The 19,080-nt window shown below is 35.3% G+C and carries 26 protein-coding genes; 4 read left to right on the top strand and 22 right to left on the bottom strand.

Annotated elements, in window-relative coordinates; genetic code table 11:
- Positions 1–15: 15 nt before the first annotated feature.
- The 16 genes from IRY55_RS02530 to comGA form a co-directional block, all read right to left on the bottom strand.
- Complete coding sequence (locus tag IRY55_RS02530) at positions 16–1,725, bottom strand: terminase large subunit (RefSeq protein WP_194561676.1); 1,710 nt, start codon at positions 1,723–1,725, stop codon at positions 16–18.
- Positions 1,725–2,105 carry a hypothetical protein gene (locus IRY55_RS02525; protein WP_194561675.1) on the bottom strand — a complete coding sequence of 127 codons (381 nt, stop codon included), beginning with the start codon at positions 2,103–2,105 and terminating at the stop codon, positions 1,725–1,727. The genes IRY55_RS02530 and IRY55_RS02525 overlap by 1 nt, the downstream gene beginning before the upstream one ends.
- Positions 2,106–2,799: 694 nt before the next feature.
- Positions 2,800–3,120 carry an HNH endonuclease gene (locus IRY55_RS02520; protein WP_194561674.1) on the bottom strand — a complete coding sequence of 107 codons (321 nt, stop codon included), beginning with the start codon at positions 3,118–3,120 and terminating at the stop codon, positions 2,800–2,802.
- Entirely contained in the window at positions 3,117–3,521 is a 405-nt protein-coding gene (locus IRY55_RS02515) for a hypothetical protein (RefSeq protein WP_194561673.1), read from the bottom strand. The genes IRY55_RS02520 and IRY55_RS02515 overlap by 4 nt, the downstream gene beginning before the upstream one ends.
- Before the next feature lie 16 nt (positions 3,522–3,537).
- Positions 3,538–4,374 (bottom strand): hypothetical protein, encoded by an 837-nt coding sequence (locus IRY55_RS02510; protein WP_194561672.1) that lies wholly within the window; start codon positions 4,372–4,374, stop codon positions 3,538–3,540.
- Positions 4,375–4,424: 50 nt separating this feature from the next.
- The gene (locus IRY55_RS02505; protein ID WP_194561671.1) at positions 4,425–5,594 is read right to left on the bottom strand and encodes a hypothetical protein; all 1,170 of its coding nucleotides are present in this window, start codon (positions 5,592–5,594) and stop codon (positions 4,425–4,427) included.
- A complete protein-coding gene (locus tag IRY55_RS02500; protein ID WP_194561670.1) occupies positions 5,594–5,815 on the bottom strand; it encodes a BAR domain-containing protein in 222 nt (73 codons plus the stop codon). The genes IRY55_RS02505 and IRY55_RS02500 overlap by 1 nt, the downstream gene beginning before the upstream one ends.
- Positions 5,816–5,945: 130 nt before the next feature.
- On the bottom strand, positions 5,946–7,505 hold the full coding sequence (locus IRY55_RS02495) for a hypothetical protein (RefSeq protein WP_194561669.1): 1,560 nt from the start codon (positions 7,503–7,505) through the stop codon (positions 5,946–5,948).
- Positions 7,506–7,640: 135 nt separating this feature from the next.
- Positions 7,641–7,877: a hypothetical protein gene (locus tag IRY55_RS02490; RefSeq protein WP_194561668.1), complete on the bottom strand. Its 237-nt coding sequence runs from the start codon at positions 7,875–7,877 to the stop codon at positions 7,641–7,643.
- A 74-nt stretch (positions 7,878–7,951) separates the two neighbouring features.
- On the bottom strand, positions 7,952–8,296 hold the full coding sequence (locus IRY55_RS02485) for a hypothetical protein (RefSeq protein WP_194561667.1): 345 nt from the start codon (positions 8,294–8,296) through the stop codon (positions 7,952–7,954).
- A gap of 95 nt (positions 8,297–8,391) precedes the next feature.
- Positions 8,392–8,673: a hypothetical protein gene (locus IRY55_RS02480; RefSeq protein ID WP_194561666.1), complete on the bottom strand. Its 282-nt coding sequence runs from the start codon at positions 8,671–8,673 to the stop codon at positions 8,392–8,394.
- A gap of 89 nt (positions 8,674–8,762) precedes the next feature.
- The gene (locus IRY55_RS02475) at positions 8,763–9,044 is read right to left on the bottom strand and encodes a hypothetical protein (RefSeq protein WP_194561666.1); all 282 of its coding nucleotides are present in this window, start codon (positions 9,042–9,044) and stop codon (positions 8,763–8,765) included.
- A 288-nt stretch (positions 9,045–9,332) separates the two neighbouring features.
- Positions 9,333–10,094, bottom strand: a complete 762-nt coding sequence (locus tag IRY55_RS02470; protein WP_194561665.1) for a helix-turn-helix domain-containing protein — start codon at positions 10,092–10,094, stop codon at positions 9,333–9,335.
- 46 nt (positions 10,095–10,140) lie between these two features.
- Positions 10,141–10,326: a competence type IV pilus major pilin ComGC gene (locus IRY55_RS02465; protein ID WP_194561664.1), complete on the bottom strand. Its 186-nt coding sequence runs from the start codon at positions 10,324–10,326 to the stop codon at positions 10,141–10,143.
- A gap of 12 nt (positions 10,327–10,338) precedes the next feature.
- Positions 10,339–11,427 (bottom strand): competence type IV pilus assembly protein ComGB, encoded by a 1,089-nt coding sequence (gene comGB / locus IRY55_RS02460; protein WP_194561663.1) that lies wholly within the window; start codon positions 11,425–11,427, stop codon positions 10,339–10,341.
- Positions 11,363–12,358, bottom strand: coding sequence for a competence type IV pilus ATPase ComGA (gene comGA / locus IRY55_RS02455; RefSeq protein WP_194561662.1), 996 nt, complete (start codon positions 12,356–12,358; stop codon positions 11,363–11,365). Before comGA ends, comGB begins: the two co-directional genes overlap by 65 nt.
- Before the next feature lie 227 nt (positions 12,359–12,585).
- Between comGA and IRY55_RS02450 the strand changes: the two genes are divergently transcribed.
- The gene (locus tag IRY55_RS02450) at positions 12,586–12,825 is read left to right on the top strand and encodes a DUF2626 domain-containing protein (protein ID WP_194561661.1); all 240 of its coding nucleotides are present in this window, start codon (positions 12,586–12,588) and stop codon (positions 12,823–12,825) included.
- 61 nt (positions 12,826–12,886) lie between these two features.
- Here IRY55_RS02450 and IRY55_RS02445 read toward each other — a convergent pair whose 3' ends face one another.
- Complete coding sequence (locus IRY55_RS02445; RefSeq protein ID WP_194561660.1) at positions 12,887–13,528, bottom strand: MBL fold metallo-hydrolase; 642 nt, start codon at positions 13,526–13,528, stop codon at positions 12,887–12,889.
- Between the two features lie 161 nt (positions 13,529–13,689).
- On the opposite strand from IRY55_RS02445, the gene IRY55_RS02440 reads away from it, so the two are divergent.
- Positions 13,690–13,866 carry a DUF2759 domain-containing protein gene (locus tag IRY55_RS02440; RefSeq protein ID WP_194561659.1) on the top strand — a complete coding sequence of 59 codons (177 nt, stop codon included), beginning with the start codon at positions 13,690–13,692 and terminating at the stop codon, positions 13,864–13,866.
- A gap of 45 nt (positions 13,867–13,911) precedes the next feature.
- Here the strand turns inward: IRY55_RS02440 and IRY55_RS02435 are convergent, their stop codons facing one another.
- The 5 genes from IRY55_RS02435 to rpmG form a co-directional block, all read right to left on the bottom strand.
- Positions 13,912–14,940, bottom strand: a complete 1,029-nt coding sequence (locus tag IRY55_RS02435) for a YqgU-like beta propeller domain-containing protein (RefSeq protein WP_194561658.1) — start codon at positions 14,938–14,940, stop codon at positions 13,912–13,914.
- A 65-nt stretch (positions 14,941–15,005) separates the two neighbouring features.
- Positions 15,006–16,946: an LTA synthase family protein gene (locus tag IRY55_RS02430; protein ID WP_194561657.1), complete on the bottom strand. Its 1,941-nt coding sequence runs from the start codon at positions 16,944–16,946 to the stop codon at positions 15,006–15,008.
- A gap of 112 nt (positions 16,947–17,058) precedes the next feature.
- Positions 17,059–17,280, bottom strand: coding sequence for a YqgQ family protein (locus tag IRY55_RS02425; protein ID WP_235961001.1), 222 nt, complete (start codon positions 17,278–17,280; stop codon positions 17,059–17,061).
- Positions 17,277–17,843: a 5-formyltetrahydrofolate cyclo-ligase gene (locus IRY55_RS02420; RefSeq protein WP_194561656.1), complete on the bottom strand. Its 567-nt coding sequence runs from the start codon at positions 17,841–17,843 to the stop codon at positions 17,277–17,279. The genes IRY55_RS02425 and IRY55_RS02420 overlap by 4 nt, the downstream gene beginning before the upstream one ends.
- A gap of 59 nt (positions 17,844–17,902) precedes the next feature.
- Entirely contained in the window at positions 17,903–18,052 is a 150-nt protein-coding gene (gene rpmG / locus IRY55_RS02415) for a 50S ribosomal protein L33 (protein ID WP_194561655.1), read from the bottom strand.
- Between the two features lie 171 nt (positions 18,053–18,223).
- On the opposite strand from rpmG, the gene IRY55_RS02410 reads away from it, so the two are divergent.
- Both IRY55_RS02410 and IRY55_RS02405 read left to right on the top strand, forming a co-directional pair.
- The gene (locus tag IRY55_RS02410; RefSeq protein ID WP_194561654.1) at positions 18,224–18,601 is read left to right on the top strand and encodes a hypothetical protein; all 378 of its coding nucleotides are present in this window, start codon (positions 18,224–18,226) and stop codon (positions 18,599–18,601) included.
- A complete protein-coding gene (locus IRY55_RS02405; RefSeq protein ID WP_194561653.1) occupies positions 18,598–19,056 on the top strand; it encodes an endolytic transglycosylase MltG in 459 nt (152 codons plus the stop codon). The genes IRY55_RS02410 and IRY55_RS02405 overlap by 4 nt, the downstream gene beginning before the upstream one ends.
- The last annotated feature ends 24 nt before the right edge of the window (positions 19,057–19,080 follow it).

Here is a 19,080-nt window from a genome sequence, read left to right as displayed (position 1 = left end):
TTCCACCTCCTTTTTTTAAACTAAATTATCATAGTCGTTTTGTTTATCAAGATAAAGCGTATAACTATTTAACATACTTGCTAGTCCGTCAATACGTTGCCTTTTCCCTTGTCTACTTTTAGTAGGCTTGATGTTACCGTTGCTATCCATTTGCACATGAGTATTACTGATACACCATTTGGTGATTGGATTGTTATTATAGTTCACGTTTTTAGACTTCAATTCAGCTTCTAATCTGTACATTGGAATTGATAGAGTTTTTGCACCTTGTCGAATATTAAACAAGTTATCTGCTCCAATACGTCCTGCAAACTCATCTTTCAATAATGAACTAAAACCCCATTCATCATAACCAAGATAGACAACATAAATATCATGTTTAGCCCTGAGTTCATCGAACCAATCAAGCACATCTTGTTCCTTAACAATTCCGCCTTCTGATAATCTTAAATAACCTTGTTGTACCCATACATCATAAGGTACTTTATCCTCTTCAATTCTCTTGTCCAACACATTAGCAGGCATGAAATACATGTGTTCGAAATATAGTGTTTCATCATTCGGTAGCTTGAAGAAAATATTAGCAGAAGTTAAATCGGTTGTTTTAGATAAATCTAGCCCTGCGATTGCGTATGATGGTTTAATCTGCTCAAAATCAAAGGTTGATTCAATGTTGTAATCATTGAAATTAAGCCAAGCCTGTTCTCTGCTACTTGCAACGTTAAAGTCCTTTGTTAATAAGTTGTTTACCAATAAAGGATTGTGCTTAGCCTGATAAACCTTTGTAGCTAAAGCATCTCTATCTTTGATAGTTCCAATGCCTGGATTGGCTTTCTCCCAATTCTTTTCTTCCTTCCATTCGTTTATGTCATCTAACTCATAAACAAAAGGAAGAATAGTATCATCTTTATAACCATCTTCAACAAACAAGCCGTCAATGATCCGCTTTGCTTCTTCATATTTTAAATCGAATATTCCATTGCGAACAAAACCATTTGTTGTTGTGATTAACGTGACAGGTTGCTTCCTTGCGCTCATACCATCAACTACAACGTTATATAAGTTAGCGTCTTTGTAAGCATGGAGCTCATCATGCACAGCAAAGTTAATATCTAAACCATCAAGACTATTTGATTCAGATGCCAAAGGTTTGAATGAACCATCATTAAAATCTGTTCTGATTTCATTTAAAAGAACATTGGCATTTTTAGATAAGTGTTTACTGCCATTGATAAATCTCTTTGACACATCAAACACCAATTTAGCTTGTTCTCTTTTGGTAGCAACAGATACTAAGCTTGGAGCGTTCTCACCTTCTGCAAATTGCATATATACAGCAATAGCACTGGCTAACGCTGATTTTCCTTGTTTTCTACTCACCATTAACAGCAATTCTCTATATTTTCTCAAACCTGTTTCACTGTGAATAAACCCAAAGAAAGCTGATATAATAGCTCTTTGCCACAATTCCAAGAAGAAAGGTTTGCCTGCGTTGCTGCCCTTGTAATGAGTGATAAAGTTTTCAATGAAAGTTATCGGGTGAATGGCTCTCTTATGGTCATAATAGTAAGTATCATTAACATCTACTTGTTCACTTAGATATTTCATGATTTGTGTTATCTTGTGATTGGCAATAACCTCACCTGACTCAATTGCCTTGTGATACTCTTTTATGTGGTTATAATCATCAGGAAACTTCCATAAACCATTTTCATATTTACGCATCAAGTATCACTCATTAAAAAACTTTTTAGCTTATCATCTGTATCTGATTGATTGATTACTTTCTCAGGTAAGATTTTTATTAGACTGTTGAACAAAGCGTTATATTTAGGAAGTAGGCTGTTGTAAACTTTTGATGAAGGATGTTCAATTAACATTTCTTGCGATCCATTCTTAAATTGATAAGTTGCACCATTTTTATGAATGTCGTATTTTAGCGTGTGAAGTGTAACTTTGATAAAAGCAATCTCTTCAATTATTGGAGTTGCAAGCTTAATATCAGCTTCATCCACTTGCTCACGAATTGTATCTAACAGACTATTTTTAATTTCTTCCATTAATTCCAACTTGCGTTTTTGTGTCATTTTTTTATTAATTTTCAATTTTATAACCTCCCTATAAACGTTTTTTTGATTTGAATATTTTTTGGCGACCCACTCACCGTTCTATACACAATGTCCACCCACAACAAACAAAGGGGCTATGTCCTTCAACAATCTCAACAACAAAATCAAAACTGTATACTCCAAACAAACATAATCAACAACACAAACGTTGAACACAATGTAATGTATAACAACCATTCCACAGCACGAACCAACCAATCAGCCTTAACTCCAAGCAACCTAACACCACCAATCAACCCAGCAAGCAATAGCCATAGTGTCAACACAATCTTTATCGCAATCAACAACATTACCTATCACCTCTCATTCGCATGAACAACTTTCAATTTTGACTTTTCACTTTTCAGTTTTCAGTTTTCGATTTCCACTTTTCAATTTTGGCTTTTCAATTTCCACTCTTGAAACACTCAATCATTATCTGCAACTTCTGTTTTTACTTATTAAAAATCAAACATACAATTAACAACAAGATCCTAACTCACAAACAATTAAGACCGCCCAAACCCTAACTTACATACAGTTAAGCTTCTCACTATTTACTTTTAACTTTTAAGTTTTAACTTTTATAAAACCAAATACAAAAAACCGATTACTAAATTACATAATCAGTTTCACTCATTACTTATTTAATTTTAAAAAAACACAAATATAAAAACCTAATTATCAAAAGTTACTTATCGTTTTTCGTTTTTGAAATCGGAACTAACTCACCATACTGATTAAAGCTAACTCCCTCAACTACATTGCTATGTGTAGCAAAGTGCTCAGTGTTATGACAATCTAAACAAAGATACTCAAGATTATCCCAATTTAAAGTTACGTTAACATCATTGATATTATTATTATCTATGTGCTCAATGTGGTGGACAATATAACCTGCATCACCACAACGCTCACACATGTAATCAATACTACCAATATAAGCATCTCTAGTTTTGCGCCAAGCCTTTGAATTGTAGAACTTCTTGGCAGCTGCACTATACTCTCTCATTTTATTAACCTCATTAAATCAGTAATACTATACTTCTTACTTTTGATTACTTCATTATAGTTTTTCTCCTGTTCCTTAGTTATGGAACGACTGTAATCACCAATCAACTTCTTCTCTTCTGCACTAAGCTCATCATACTCAGCTTTGTAATAAACATCCTCAGCTTTAAGCATCTCTCTGTAAAGTTCCATTTGGAGATAATTCAACACTTCATTCGCAATTTTAATTTTATCTTTAATCTTCTTTGTGCTTTTTGTGTCGAACATCAAATTGAATCTACTATCACAATCAGGACATATGATATAAGCAATGTCTACACCATGCTTAGTTTCCATTTTAATCATTTGACTATCCAACACTTCATCGCACAACGTACATACTACATTTTTATTTTCTTCCATTTGTTATCACTCCTTTTTAATTTGTTACAAAACAATCTAGACCTACACCATTTTTATCAATACCTGTATCAATCAACCACTGATCCAATCTTAATAACTGACTATCAGCCAATGGCTCAGCACTATCAATTACATTATCGATAACTTCTTTAATATAAGCCTGAGTGATAAACACACAGTCATTAATAATAAGATTATATTTATTGTTGTTTGTATCATAAAACAACTGAGCGTGTGCTTCATTAAAATCTCTGTCGAACTCATTGCACACACCATTGTGCCATAGCTTACCTGTTGTTCCACTCTTATTAATGAAGTAATGTCTACTATAATAACTATCACGCATAACATGCAGATAGATTACTTTGTTATCAGGAGTAACAATTGTAATGTCGCTACCTAGCATACGGTCAAGATAGTTGTTCTCAATGATTTTAAACTTAGGATAAGTATATTCAATCATTAATTTAGCAGTATACTCTGCAACAAAACTTGGATAACTTCTAGCTGCACGTGCAATGATTGCTCTAATTAAGCGTTCATTCCAACAAAAAGCATACCATTGTTTTTGTCCATCAAAGTATGGCATCAGCCAACGTTCACCATTGCTATTCATTTTTTTAAAGAAAAACTCTTTGCTATCAACCAAACACTCTTGCACAAATTCTTTTTGACTTGGCATTTCTCCATTGTTGCGTTCCATAAGTCTATCCCAAATATCAGGCATAATCATACTTCCATTCAAACCTTCATATTCAGGAAAGTCCACTACTTCCCAATGTAATTTTTGATACTTCTCATTGTGTAAAACCTTTTGCGCTAACTTATATACTTTACTATTTTTATATTCCATTTCTAATTTTCCCCTTTGCACGAATAAAAAGACCCACCAATCAGCAGGTCTTAAATTGTTAGATTAATAATTCGATTTTTATTTTTTGTTACTTTTGGTTTTTGTGTTTTGATTAACTCACCGTTTTTATAAACTTTAACTTCCCCATGTTTTGCAAACTCTTTATATTTTCTGAGTGCTTCAACAACATTAAAGTCTGAATATTCTGACAATTTCTTATAAAATTTTTTAGGTTGTTTTGATTCATATTCATTTAAAACTTTTAAATAATCATAGTAACCAATCAATACCTCATCAGCAAGATAAACAATATCAGTATCAGGCTGTTTACGTCTTAATGTTTTACGCAACAATTGATACTCTTCATCTACTAGGTTATTTTTTAGAACGTCTGTAAACTTATTAATGTTAGCACTGATCCAATCTGCAATCTCATATTCATCAGTGAGAACAACCAACTGTTGCAATAGATTATATCGCTCAGTGTCCTTAGCATTTTCAAACTTTTCATCAACACGTTTTTTTATATTTTCCATTGTACGTTTTACGTTTTGCTTATCTCTACCGATTTGCTCAGCTAAGTCGTTTGACTGATAACCCGCTGTGCTGTCAGCAAACACAATGCTATCGTAAAAATCTAATTGATTATTAGTTAATACTTCTTCTTTGTTGTCTAAAAACCAATCAATATATACATCATCACTATCAATATCATGGTCATAATCATCAACTGACCAAAATGAATGAGTTACTGTATCAACCAATAGACCGCTGTCAATATCATCATAATCAAGTGGAACGTCCAAGCTGTCAAAACGTTGTGACATTAAAAACACTTTGCCATCGATACTTACACCTTTTATATCATAAGCGTATTCTAGAATTGCTTTTTCGCTTGCAATGATTAATTTTTTGAATAGCATATTTAGATTATCAATATCAGTGCCATTAATCATGTTGTGCCATGATCCATGCGGTACTTCAAAATTGTAAATAACGTTCATTGCTTCATACATAACTTCAGCGATTACTTCATCTTTTGTGATGTAGTTGCTGTATTGAGCTACAATCTTATTCACTACTTTATCTAAATGACTGTTGTTAATTGTAATAACCATTTTATTAACTCTAGTTAGATTACCTTCTTTTGTTTCAATATTGTTTTGCACGAATAAGTTATTAAAAAATTCATCTTTTAATTGTTTTTCTAAGTTCATCATTACGCTTCAGCTCCAAATAAATTTTTAAGTTTTGATTTTTCATTTTCAATTCTCTGTTGCTCCAATTGCTTCATTTCTTCTAACATCTGTTCAACTTCCGTAATCATTTCTTGTGAAGTTTTAAGCATATCCTGCGTTACCTGTTCCATTTTATCCAAATAACCTTGGCGCTCATTTTGTTGCTGTTCTAACTGTCTAATCGATTCATTTAATTTTTTCATTTTTATCTCTCCTGCACGAATAATTTTAAAACACAAAAAAGAAGGCATATCCTGCCCCCTAATAGATAACCTTATTATAGTAATCTTTTTTACCATTTATTTTACATTTTTACATTATTTTATTAATAATTTATTGTAAACCATAAAATAAATCATGTGTAACATTTCTTTCTTTGTTTTTATCCATAATATAATCACTTAACAAATATGACTCTCTGCGTTCTTTCTCAATTAATGCGTTCGCTGCCGAACTAAGCTCAACGCTAAACAGATTATCCTCATTGATTTCTTCTGTTGAATCAACAGATCCTAACTCCTCTTTGTCTGCGAACAACTCTACATTTAACAACTCTTTTTTATAATCTTCCATTTCTGCATTAACTCCTTGCATGACATTTAATTTATACATTTTAATTTTATTTTTAACATCCTTTTGTGCATTTAAAATGCGCTCTTTACGTCCATCAGCATTGATAAACAAGCCATTTTCCATTTCTTTTGTCATTAGATAGTCCTCAAAGTTTGCAACAAATTCTAATAAATCTTGTTCAAACGCTTTCATGTGTTTTGTATCTACTTTGTTTAATAAAACAGTCGCAACTAGATACGGAAAACGCTTTTTAAAATCTGATTGTTTGTGTAAGTTCTGAGCCTGCTCACTGTCTGACTTAAAGTGTCGTCTGTGCATATCAGCAATCATGTCATCAGCTAAGATTTCTTTGCCATTTTCAGTAGTACCATAATTAAAGTCCTTCTGAGCTTGTTCTGACACTTCTGTAATCTGAATAGACTCAAAGGCTCTAGTATATCCAAACTCCTTCATAAGAGCTTCATTGATAGCTTTGTACACTTTACTAAAATATTTCCATTCATCAGTAATCAATTTTTCATTCTGTGAAATATAACGTGTCCATTCCATTGACTTGCTGATGAATTTGCCCTTTTTGTCAAAGCCATGTTCTGATAAAACTTCTGATTCACGTTTCTTAAATTTCTCATATTCTTCTTCTGTGATAGTTTTGTATTCATTTTTATCTACATCAACAACACCTGTGTAAACTGTTTTGAGCTTGATGTGACCATTTTGCTCTGAAATCTTGAACACACTTTGCGCCATACCTTTTGCACGTCCATTGTAACGCTCAACAAAGTTTTTAGTAATGTCGATAGTCCGAAACCACTGGAAGCGTGGCATTGGATTAGTAAACTCTTCCTTTGTGATTGCATCATTAGAGTGCTTTAATTGGAAACCTTGCTCTAATGTACGAACTAACTTTTGAAATCGCACATCATGCTCTGACATAGGTAACAGCTCAATTCCAAAGTGTCTAGCCCACGTTGATAGTGTATATGGCTTATTGATTAAGTCCTGTGTAATGATTAAGCCCATTGCATTGTCATGGAACTCTATTTGGGCTGCACTAACTTTACGACCATTATCAGCACGTCCATCTTCACGTTCAGCAATCTCATCTAACTTTGCGCCAACTGTATAGATACGTTTTTTCCCACGTCCATTGACTTCCACTGATTCAAAGACTTGTTCAATTGTTTTGATGAAAGCTTTTAAACTTTTCCCTGATTGGATAATTCCTTTTTCTTTGTAGTATGTTGTTTGGTTCTGTTTAACTTCTAAACCTTCATTTTGTAAAACCTCAATAATTTCTAATTCTGTAAATGTTGCTTGCATAATAAATCTTCTCCCTTATATAATATAGTTGTGTTTTTTAAAACCTTAATAAAATTTGAATTTGTAAACACACAAACATTAATAAAACTTGTTTCTCAAAAGTAGCCTAATCAAACTCCTACTACTCTCTTTTTATTAGTATGAGTTTGAAGTGGCTACCTTTTTATTTTCAATATAACTCCCTGATTTAATAACACTCCATGCTTTCAGTGCAAGTTCAAATTGTACTGTTTTCCTATACACCCAAAAACGTTTACCTGTTCTTCTGTGTGTGTTTGAATACTCAGGTGTAAAACCCATTGCTATTAAATACTTATACTGTTTGTAGCTAAAGCACTCATAGAACTCTTTGTTATTTTTTCTGTTAGCCATGAGCAAATTCCCCTTTATAATTTTTATTTTAATTAAAAAGAAGGTGCAATTAAGCACCCTCTAGTGATTTATTTTTATGCTATATTGTAGATAACTTTTAAATTATCAAAATTTACTTTTTTAGATTTAGCATGACAATAATTTGTGATAGCTCCTGTCAATCCTGTATAGCCTTCATCATAAACTGCTTTTTTTGTGCCTGTTTCCATAAACACAAAAATTGAAAAATCATCATAAAATTCTCCTTCTTCTTCATTAAAAATTAAATATGAGCCTTGATAGATATCAACCTCAAGCTCTGGGACTCTAATAAAATTACTACCCAATAAGATTTGGTGTTGCTCACTTTCTTCAAATAAAAAACTGTCTGTTGATTCCTCTAATTCTTTTTCAATAAAATCATTAATGTTGTAGATCATTTGTCATTTCCCCTTTTGTTTTATTTTATTAGAAAAGAAAAGGTACTAAACCTTCTCTCACCCTCTAGTCCACCTTTGAGTTACTTTTGTCCGTTTTACATTTCTTCATTTAACATTTCAAAAAATTCATCATTGTCAGTTGTATGACCAATAAACTCATAGTTCGCACCGTTTTTATCGAATGTTAATTTATGCGCTAACATTGCACTTCCATCTTCTGTGTAGATATTGTACGTTGGTGTCACACCATTGTTTGAATAGAAGTCAATTCCTGAATCGTACATCTTCTTGATAAGATCCTTGTGTAATGCAACTCCACCATTATTAATAATTACTACATATTCTTCTTCATTGTGCTGTTCTACGATTTCTACCATTTTGCATTTCTCCTTTTATTTTTAAATTTAGAAAAGGTGCTAAACCTTCTCTCACCCTCTAGTCCACCTTTGAGTTACTTTTGTCCGTTTTACATTTCTTCATTTAACATTTCAAAAAATTCATCATTGTCAGTTGTATGACCAATAAACTCATAGTTCGCACCGTTTTTATCGAATGTTAATTTATGCGCTAACATTGCACTTCCATCTTCTGTGTAGATATTGTACGTTGGTGTCACACCATTGTTTGAATAGAAGTCAATTCCTGAATCGTACATCTTCTTGATAAGATCCTTGTGTAATGCAACTCCACCATTATTAATAATTACTACATATTCTTCTTCATTGTGCTGTTCTACGATTTCTACCATTTTGCATTTCTCCTTTTATTTTTAAATTTAGAAAAGGTGCTAAACCTTCTCTCACCCTCTAGCTCAATCAAGAACATGTTTTGTCCGTTGTTGAGTTAGTTCATACTTGTATTAACACACTTGGGGTCATTTGGTGCATAAAATTGCAAAATACTTTAATTTAATTGCACAAGGTGTTTTTGAGCTTGTTACAGGCTTGTTTGGAGCTCCTGAGTGTATTTGTATGTAAAATAAAAAGAAGGTTCTAATAAGCTCAGATTACGTTGGGAACAATACAACCCCAAACGGTTAATATTGGAACGACAATAAACCTATGCGTATAGCTGTGCGCTTGATAGTTGCATAGAGATAACCCTGTAAGTTTTTTATTTTATTTTGCTTGTAAAGTCGCATGACATCAACGATTGCACCACAAAATGCACCTTCGTTTTGCTCAAATTGAACAGCAAAAGGTGCTTTTGATTTAGCTTTTAATATTGTGCCATAGATTTCATAGATTTCTTTTTCAGTTTCAAAGAAAGTATCAAGAATATCAGCAATTTTTGACGGTATTTTTGCCAACAAAGATTTTTTGATTAATTTTTTAGTTTTATTTTTATTGTTATCCTGTGTATCATCTGTATTATTATTAATTGTTAAAGAAGAAAAAGGTTCATTGTTGTTTTTGTTGTGCTTAGACGTTGTAACAACAGGCTTTATAGGCTCATCACAATTGGTCATTTTCGATTGGTCATAAGGTAAAATCTGATACATATTAGCACCTTTGCCACCTGTGATTTTTCTAGTTGTTTCAATTTTACGAATGATATTGAGCGATTGTAGTTTATTTAAAGCACGTCTAATAGTTTTGTCTGATTTGCCTACATGTTTAACAATAGTGCTGACTTTTAAATGTGAAGCGCCATAATATTTAACGCTATATTGGCTGAGCATCCATAGCACATCACGCTCAGTTTTATTAAGTTTGTTGTTTGATAGATGAGCTGCCACTGCTTCATTTAGTTCATTTTTTGAATTGAATGTTTTATAGTCGTTTAAATAAATTGTCATAGTAATTGCCCCAATCACATATATTAAGAGCAAAAACCTTGTCATATCAACGTTTAAAAAGGATGCTCTTACATATGATTGTATTATGGTACGCTTCGCATCCACGTTCATCGACAGTTGATGAATATTTGAATACATTCGGAACTGTGATAATGACGAGAACTGCTATAATGACGAGCACGAGCATCATTTCCACGAGCGTAAATCCTTTATTATTTTTTAACCATTTCATCTTCATTCCTCCTTAAAATGCTCCCATTAATCGATACATCGGTAATAAAATCGATAAATACGTTGCTATGATTGCACAAGCGATTAATATGAATACGAGCGGTTGAAAAAGTGCAATGAACAATTCGATTCGATGGACGAATGTTTCGCTTACAACTTTTCCGAAAAGCAATAATTCTCTTCCGACAAAACCTCTCCTACTTCCATGCGCAACGAATGTAGCGATTTGACTCAATAAATAAGGATTGAATTGTAAAGCTTCTTCTAAACTCGCTCCTTTTGCGATTTCTTCATAAACGAGATGACTAATTTCTTGGACGTACGGATTGTATCGCTGCTCTTTCAAAATACTTAAGGCTTCCGATACCGTAATTTGCGTTTCTAATAAACGACCGAATTCAATTGAAAAATGCCGTGTCGCATACATTTGAATGATGCGCCGTGTAATAATAAAGCGATAGAAAAAAGAGTCTACTTTGCTCACTCGCCGTATGTGATGCCGATAGAAGTGATATCCAACTAAACATAAAATGATTGTAAATCCGATAACGACATCAGGTAAATTAGTTAGAGCAATTGTCGTCCACTGTTCTCCTACCGTCATTTGAACTTGTTCTGTTTGATAAATGGACTTCATTCGCGGCAAAAAGAAAGTGCGATAAGCAAATAAAATCATCAGGAAAAAAATAATGAGTATGAGGGGATAGATGAGTACTTTTTTAAAACTTTTTTGTAAAGCAATCTTTTGCTCAGTCGCTTCACTCATCTGTTCTAAAGCAACGAGTAAATCACTCGTCACACTCGATGTAATGAGAGGAAGTAAATTAACATACTTTAAGTGGAGCGATTGGAATAATTCATAAGCGTTAGAACCTGCTTTAAATTGGTCATGTAACTGGTCAGCTAATCGTTCTTGATCACGGACATGGTGCGGAACGACTAAAAATAACGCATCATGCAAAGAATAGCCTTCTTTCACTAACTGGTACAATCTTTTCATAAACAGTGATTCGTCACGAATCTTCATTAATTGTTCTTCACGGTAACGATCTTGCCTCATTCGTATAGCGACGTACCACATCTTCAATCGTTTCAGCATCATCACGCTCCCCTGCTTTCACGAGAGCGAATAGTCGATCGAGCGCTTCCGCCGTCGCCATTTGAAATACCGCATAACGATTTTTTGTTGCGGGATGATCGATTAACCGCTGCGTTAAAATTGCTACAATCGTTTGTTCAAGTTGATCTCTCGTCACTCCTAAATCGATGAGACGGTATAAAACACCGATTAAATCTTTCGAGTGAACCGTCGTCAAGACAAGATGCCCACTTAACGCCGCGCGCACTGCTGTTTCAGCTGCATGACGATCACGGATTTCTCCGAGCATAATCACATCTGGTGAATGTCTCAAAATTGCTTTCAAACCAGCATCGTATGTAAATCCAAAACGTTCATTCACCTGTACTTGAAGCACATTTTCGACTTCTCGTTCAACCGGATCTTCGAGCGTAATAACGTGACGATTCAATTTTTGAACACAATGAGACGTGCAAGCATACATCGTCGTTGTTTTTCCGCAACCTGTAGGACCTGTAATAACGATGAGGCCTTGCTTCAAGCGCAACACACGTTCCATCTGTTCACGCCATTTGTCTTCTAAAAACAAATGCTCGAACGAAATGACCGCATCTTCTTTTTGGATACGGACGACGACACTTTCTTTATACATCGCAGGCATCGTGGACACACGGAAGGAATATTGAGCGCCTTCAAAAGCTTTAAAAAAAGAGCCACTTTGTGGTTTACGTGTTTCCGTAATATCCAATTCCGACATAAATTTAAAATAAGAAATCATTCGAGATGATAATGCTCGAGGATATTGAGTCATTTCGTGCAACTCTCCTGATTTTTGAAAATAAATCGTGTAACAATCTGTCTGAGGAAAAAAATGAATATCCGAAGCACCGTACTCGATTGCTTTCTCCAACAGTTGAATACTTTTCAATTCGATAATATTTTCTTCAGTAACCATAACTGTTCTCTCCTTTCTTACCAATAGTATAAAAAACATTATCGCTATTATGGGATTTTTGTCCTTTTTACTATTTTCGATGCTCTTTTCTTAACATTTTCTTTTTTTCTTTTTATTTTACCTTTTTGTCACAATCATTCATCCGAATACAGTTTACATCTTGACGTCTTATCCTATATAATAGATAAGAGCTTATTGTATTGTTTTAAGTAAGGAGGGAACTCACAATGGATAATATGTTTAAATTGCTCGGCTTCTGGACTGGGATTTTCGCAGTTATGTTCTGGGTCGGGGGAATGATTCCTGCTACGCTCATTTTCGCAGCGAGCACATTTTTCTTTATACTTCTCGGTTACTTAAAGTTAACAGAGCGTATGTACTTGTATTTATTTGGAGCATACTTAACGGTGTTCATGGTAGGATTCAGCTACTATGCAACGTTCATCCACGTGCCAGGAAGTCACTAAGACAAGTGGTACGTACATAAGAAAAACAGCTTTGGCGATTGCCTCAGCTGTTTTTCTTCGTTTAGAAACCATTTAAAAATGGATTATCATCTTGTTCCATTTCTGGCGTTGTGACGGGACCGTGTCCTGGATAAAGAATTGTCGTTTCATCCATCGTTAAAATATGTTCATGAATCGACTTTAACAATGTTTCCATACTGCCACCAACGAGATCGGTCCGTCCGATACTTTGGCGGAAAATGACATCTCCGACGAAAGCGACGTCGTGATTTTCTAAATGATACGTGACACTACCTGGCGAATGTCCAGGCGTATGATAAAGTTTAAAATGAAACGGTCCGATATTTAACTCTGTTTCATCCGTTAAATGATAATCTGCCTCGCGGTTTATGACATCGGGTAATTGCGCATATTTCCCTGAACCGTTCAACGCAGGATTGCCGAGCCATTCTTTTTCAATTTCGTGAATATAAACAGGTACATCGAACGCATCTCTCACTGCATCGACCGCTCCGATATGGTCGAAATGCGCATGCGTTAATAAAACCGCTTCCACTTCCACGTTCAAATCTTTAATAAGTTGAACAATTTTATCTCCTTCATCCCCTGGATCGACGACGATTGCTTTTTTCGTAGCATCATCTATTAAGACGTAACAATTCGTCTGAATCGGTCCTAGCGGGTATGTTTGAATCGTAATCATCAATACCACCTCCTCTCACATCGTACTAATTTTTTTGTCACAATTCAATTGTTGTTTCTTGAAATAACCTCGACAAAACGCGAAAAGACAAGTACAATAGTAATGGAATATTGCTTACTTGGCATTCATTTTTCTTGATTTTGAAAGGAGTGTCCTTAAAGATGAACATTTTAGTCGTTATTTTTGGATTAGTTGCTTTGTTCTCAGTCATTGGCTTAGTCCAAAGCTTCAAAGAACGCAATGTCCTCAGCATTATTTTTAACTTAGCGAGTGCAGTTGTGTTCGGTGGATTCACAGTATTGACGGTAATCTTCCAAGGTTACCCACCAACATTATAAGTTGAATAAAAAAGACCTTTCCGCATATTCGCGAAAAGGTCTTTTTTATTTTATTGTTAACCATGGAAGTTGCTCCCCTTCTTGCGATATCTCTTCATACCGCTCTCCTGTGAGGCAACGTAGCCCCGATGGTGAACATTTCAGTTCATATTGCATCGCTCTTTTCTCTTCCAATATGACACGTTCTCCGTCTTTTAACGAGATGAGGTTCCAGCCATTTAATAATTCGTCTAATTCAGCACGTTTCTCTGCCTCAAGCGTCAAAAATCGGTCATCAGCTGTCCACGTATACGGTGGCACAACCCATGCGCCATAATTGCTCACTGCAGGAACTTCATATGTTTTTCCTTTTAATTCATATATGAACGTTTCGGAATCAATCGCGATTGTAGCGATTTCTTTCCCCGCTGGAAAAGCCGCAATAAATGAGCCTTCTTTTTCAATTTGCACCGTTTCAGTCGCTTCATCAAAACGTCCTAAAGAGCTTCCTTCTAACGGATGATTCGCCTCTACTAAACCATACAAAGAACCATTCCAATAAAAGGGAAATGGAAACGGAGAAGCGTCGATCCATCTCGTATAGCGTTGTTGACCATCATAAATAAATGTCTCAAATGACCAGTCGTCCGCAAATACTGTGTAAGCGAAAGTTTGTGCATCTTCTTTATTCAATGCAACGTGAATTTCAGAACCTTCAAAGTCAATCGTTCGCAACACTTGACCGTCTGCCTGTAAAATATGTAAAGTTCCCATATATTGACTATTCGCGGTTTGGACATATAACACAGATTCTATCGGATGAAGCAACACGTCGACTACCGCGTCTTTCGTTTCCCAAATAGTGCGAACTGCTCCAGTTTGTAGATGAAAGGTTTGTAACTCAAATAGTTCCCCTGTTTTCACAACATATAAAATCTCATCTTCCTCTAAAAATCCCGCTACAAAATGAAAAGTTTCACTCGGAAGCGTATGTACATAATGTTCTTTCTTTTGTTCTATTTGTTCTATTTGCTCCTCTTTCGGAGCGCAACTAGCTAATACTAAAATAATCCATAATACGCCGAGCCTTTTCACTTTTTTTCCTCCTACTTTTCAAAAAAAGAGGGGATGCTCATAATGCATCACCCTCTTCTTTCTATTTATTGTGGCAATGAACGAATCTCTGGATTTGGTTTTCCATCTTGCAAAGTTGGTCCGTTTTCTCCATTGGATTGGTCCGTTTTAAAACGTAATAAGTCACCATTGATTAGACGCTCTGAGTAATCCAACTCTTCAGAAACACGGTCAAATGACGTTTCGCAATTTGCGATATCTACTTCTTCTCCCGTTTCAGTATCGTAGCATATTTCATGTGCATAGACATACTCTGGTGTTACAAAACGGCCATCTCGGAAAATGACGAACGGGTCATAGTCTTCTGAGAATAAATCTTGACCGAATTGAATATCTCCACGCGATTCAATGCCAAGAAGATGCAACAAGGTTGGGCGAATATCTAATTGTCCACCTAATTGTTCACGCACTTCTCCTTTATTAGATCCAGGAATGTGAATGAAAAGCGGAACTTTTTGTAACATCGCATTGTCATACGGCGTAATTTCTTTATCTAAATACATGCCCATCGCCTTATTATGGTTTTCAGAAATTCCGTAATGGTCCCCATACATGACGATGATGGAGTTATCGTACAATCCTTTTTCCTTCAAGTCTTCAAAGAATAACTTTACGGCTTCATCCATATAGCGCACCGTTTGGAAATAGTTATTCAAGGTACGAGAATTGGACGTATATTTCGGAATGTACATATCTTCTTCATCCAAAGTAAATGGATGGTGATTCGTTAATAAAATCATGCGCGTTGCAAATGGCTGCTGGAAATGTTGCATCATTTCAGCAGATTGCTCAAGGAATGGAATATCTTTCATTCCCCAGTTTACCGCATCATTTTCTCCAATGTCATAGCTCGCAACATCGTAAAATTGATCGATATCTAACGCTCGGTACATAATGTCGCGGTTCCAGAAACTTCGGTTATTTGCGTGCATAACACTCGTTGCATAACCGTTTTCTCCTAAACGACTCGAAAGTGATTGGTATTTATTTCCGCTATGTGTGAAAAATACGGCACTACCATTTCGTGGATAAAGCGAGTTTTCAACGATAAATTCAGAATCCGACGTTTTCCCAAGTCCTGTTTGATGATAAAAATTCGGAAAATAGATCGTATCCTTATCTTGCGAAAGTTCATTGAGAAACGGTGTAATCACATGTCCGTCCATCGTATTGTTCATCACAAATGTTTGCAATGATTCAAGTGTAATTAAAATGACATTACGGTCTTTTGCAAGTCCAAACATTTCTTCATTTGGCTCCGCATACTTCGCATTCGCATAGTTTTGAATCTCGACGAGTTCACTACCGTCTGCTAAAACACGTTGCGCATGAGATTTCGATTGTAAAAACACATCATATAAATGATAATTGTAAGCTCCGATATTTTTGACGAGTAATTCACGGTCAAAACTGCGGCTTAACAACTGCGGACGTTCCGCTTCTGCAAGTCCTAAGTTAAACATTAAAATCGTCGCACTAACGACGAAATACAATTTGCGCCCTAACGTATGTTGACGTTTTGTCACTTGTTGTTCTGAGACTGTTGGTAACCATTTCATCGCAATATAAATAATGACGACATCTGTAAAGAAAAACAAATCAGTGAAGTTCATATTCGCAAATGCTGAACCTGATAAGTCTTTAAAGTTACTCGTCTGGAACAATAAAGGCAACGTAATAAAATCGCTAAAGAAACGATAAAATACCGCGTTCGCAAACATGATAATCGACGTGATCACACTGACAGACAAAATATACACATTACGTCGTTTCGGTGTTTTAATAAATAAAGCAACTCCGTAAACAAACAATAAAAAACTGAGCGGATTTAAAAATAAAATAAACTGCTGAACGACATTGTCAATTTTCAAGTTAAAACTCATTAAATAACTGAAATAAGTCGTGAGCCACGTCGCAATGATTGCGATGATGAGCACGGAATGTTTTTTCCAATTTGATTGCTTCATTCCACTCTCCCTTTCATTTCAGATTTTATATAAGCGTCGTCTAATTTACAGACGCTTAATAAATAGACGGATGAAACTACAATAAGTTTCACTCTCTTTACATATTTTACGTCTACTTCTCCTGTTTTATCAAGTTTAAACGCTGACGCACAATCGCTGCTGCCCGGATATAGTCTTCACGCTCTAACATTCCACTATCAAATAAGTCCTTGAGTTCACTCTGCATTAAAATACAATCCGCTTCTTGATCGCCAAAATAAACAAAAATATTAAATTGCTTAAGCAATTGTTGCACATCATACATCTCATTTAATTCATGTTTTATATACATCATTTTACAACCTCCACTATGTTGAAGTCAGTGACAATGTAATCTACTGAAATATCATACTGATTCGTCGGCACTTGTACGACAACTTGTTCTGAAAAGGCAAGAGCGATTGTCGGAATAGAACAGTTTGCTAAATAACGGTCGTAATATCCTCCACCAAAACCTATGCGATATCCTCTCACATCGAATACTACTCCTGGAACGATCACAAGATCGATCTCGCTCTTTTCAAAAGAAGTCGTTTCATGAACAATCGGCTCAAGCAATTCAGCATATGCTATTTCTAATTGGGTAAATGACGTAATTTTTCGAAAGTCCATCTCTTTCGTTTTCGGAAGACACCTCGGGACGACAACCGTTTTTCCCATCTCCCATAATGTTTCGATCAGTGCATACGTATCCACTTCCGGGTAACGAGAAATTGTCACAGCGACCACTTCTGCTTCCTCAATCGAAGGTAATCGGAAGAGACGCTTTACGATTTTCGCACTGCGATTTCTATATTGTTCTTCTGTCATCTGATGCAATTGCTGCAACATCGCTTGACGCATTTGAGATTTCATCATGTAAAACTCCTTATCAGAATGAAAAAACCAAAACCATGAGCCGGTTTTGGTCTAAACAATTATTTCGTTTCACGATGTAAAGTAGATTTGTTATCGCGTGAGCAATATTTTTTCATTTCGATACGCTCAGGGTTGTTACGTTTGTTTTTCTTAGTAATGTAATTACGCTCTCCACATTCTGTGCAAGCTAGAGTTACGTTTACGCGCATGTTTAGTCCCTCCCACTCATATATTATTTCAAATTTCATTTGTGAGCTTCATTTATACGACTCATAAATTATAACATATTTTATCTATTTGTCTAGTTCCGAGTTTGAATTTCTTTCTCCTTCTGCCTATGCTAAAATAGCTATACAACATGCTTTGAAAGGAGATTATTCATGACGCTTGAAATCATTTTAATGGTGGCTGGTATCAGTTGCATAATCGCTTCATTGTTCATCAAACCGAAATCTGCCAATCTCGATTTAAAAATCGAAAATGTCTCGATTGCTATGCATGAGCAAATGAACGACTTGCAAAAAAGAATGCGTGTAATCGAAGATGAATTGCTCATCCCTCAACCACTCATGCCTAAGCGCAAACATAAACCGAAAGTAACGAAGAAAATCGTTGAAGAACCAGTACATGCTATTATCGTTAGCCAAATTTTAGCACTTCATCAACAAGGTTATAGCTTGCAAGAGATCGCCAAGCGCTCTTCTCTTTCAGAAACGAAAGTAGTCGAGGTTCTACGTTCGAAAGGGGTTCAAGCATGATTCGCCAACTCTTACTAACCATCGGAATCATTTTATTTACAATCGGTGCTACTTTAACATTCGCTCCTTCTAAAGAGACACCGAAAGAACAGACAAAAGTGACAAAAGAGTTAAAAGCACTCGAAAAAGAATTAGACGACAGTAAAAAAGAACTCTCTGCACTACAAAAAGAATTCGAAACACTGCAACAAGTAAAGGCAGAGACGGAACAACCCGTTGAAGAAGAGCCGAAAAAAGCGACGACAAAAATTGTCATTACGATTGAAGATGGTGTCCGTTCACCTGATGTCGCAGTCAGTTTAGCAGAGGCGAACATTATTGATGACGCTCAAAAATTTAATGATTTCTTAAAAGAAAAAGGCTATGCCTCTAAAATTCAGCTCGGTACATATGAGATTGACCCTACGATGGACTACGAAGCAATCGCAAAAATTATAACGCAACAAGTGAAATAGCATAATAAAACCTCAAAAAACGCA

Origin of the sequence: Savagea serpentis (assembly GCF_015351395.1) — a bacterium.
GTDB classification, from domain to species: Bacteria; Bacillota; Bacilli; order Bacillales_A; family Planococcaceae; genus Savagea; species Savagea serpentis.
Note: the sequence above shows the minus strand (reverse complement) of the source record. Positions and strands in the feature narration are given on the sequence as shown.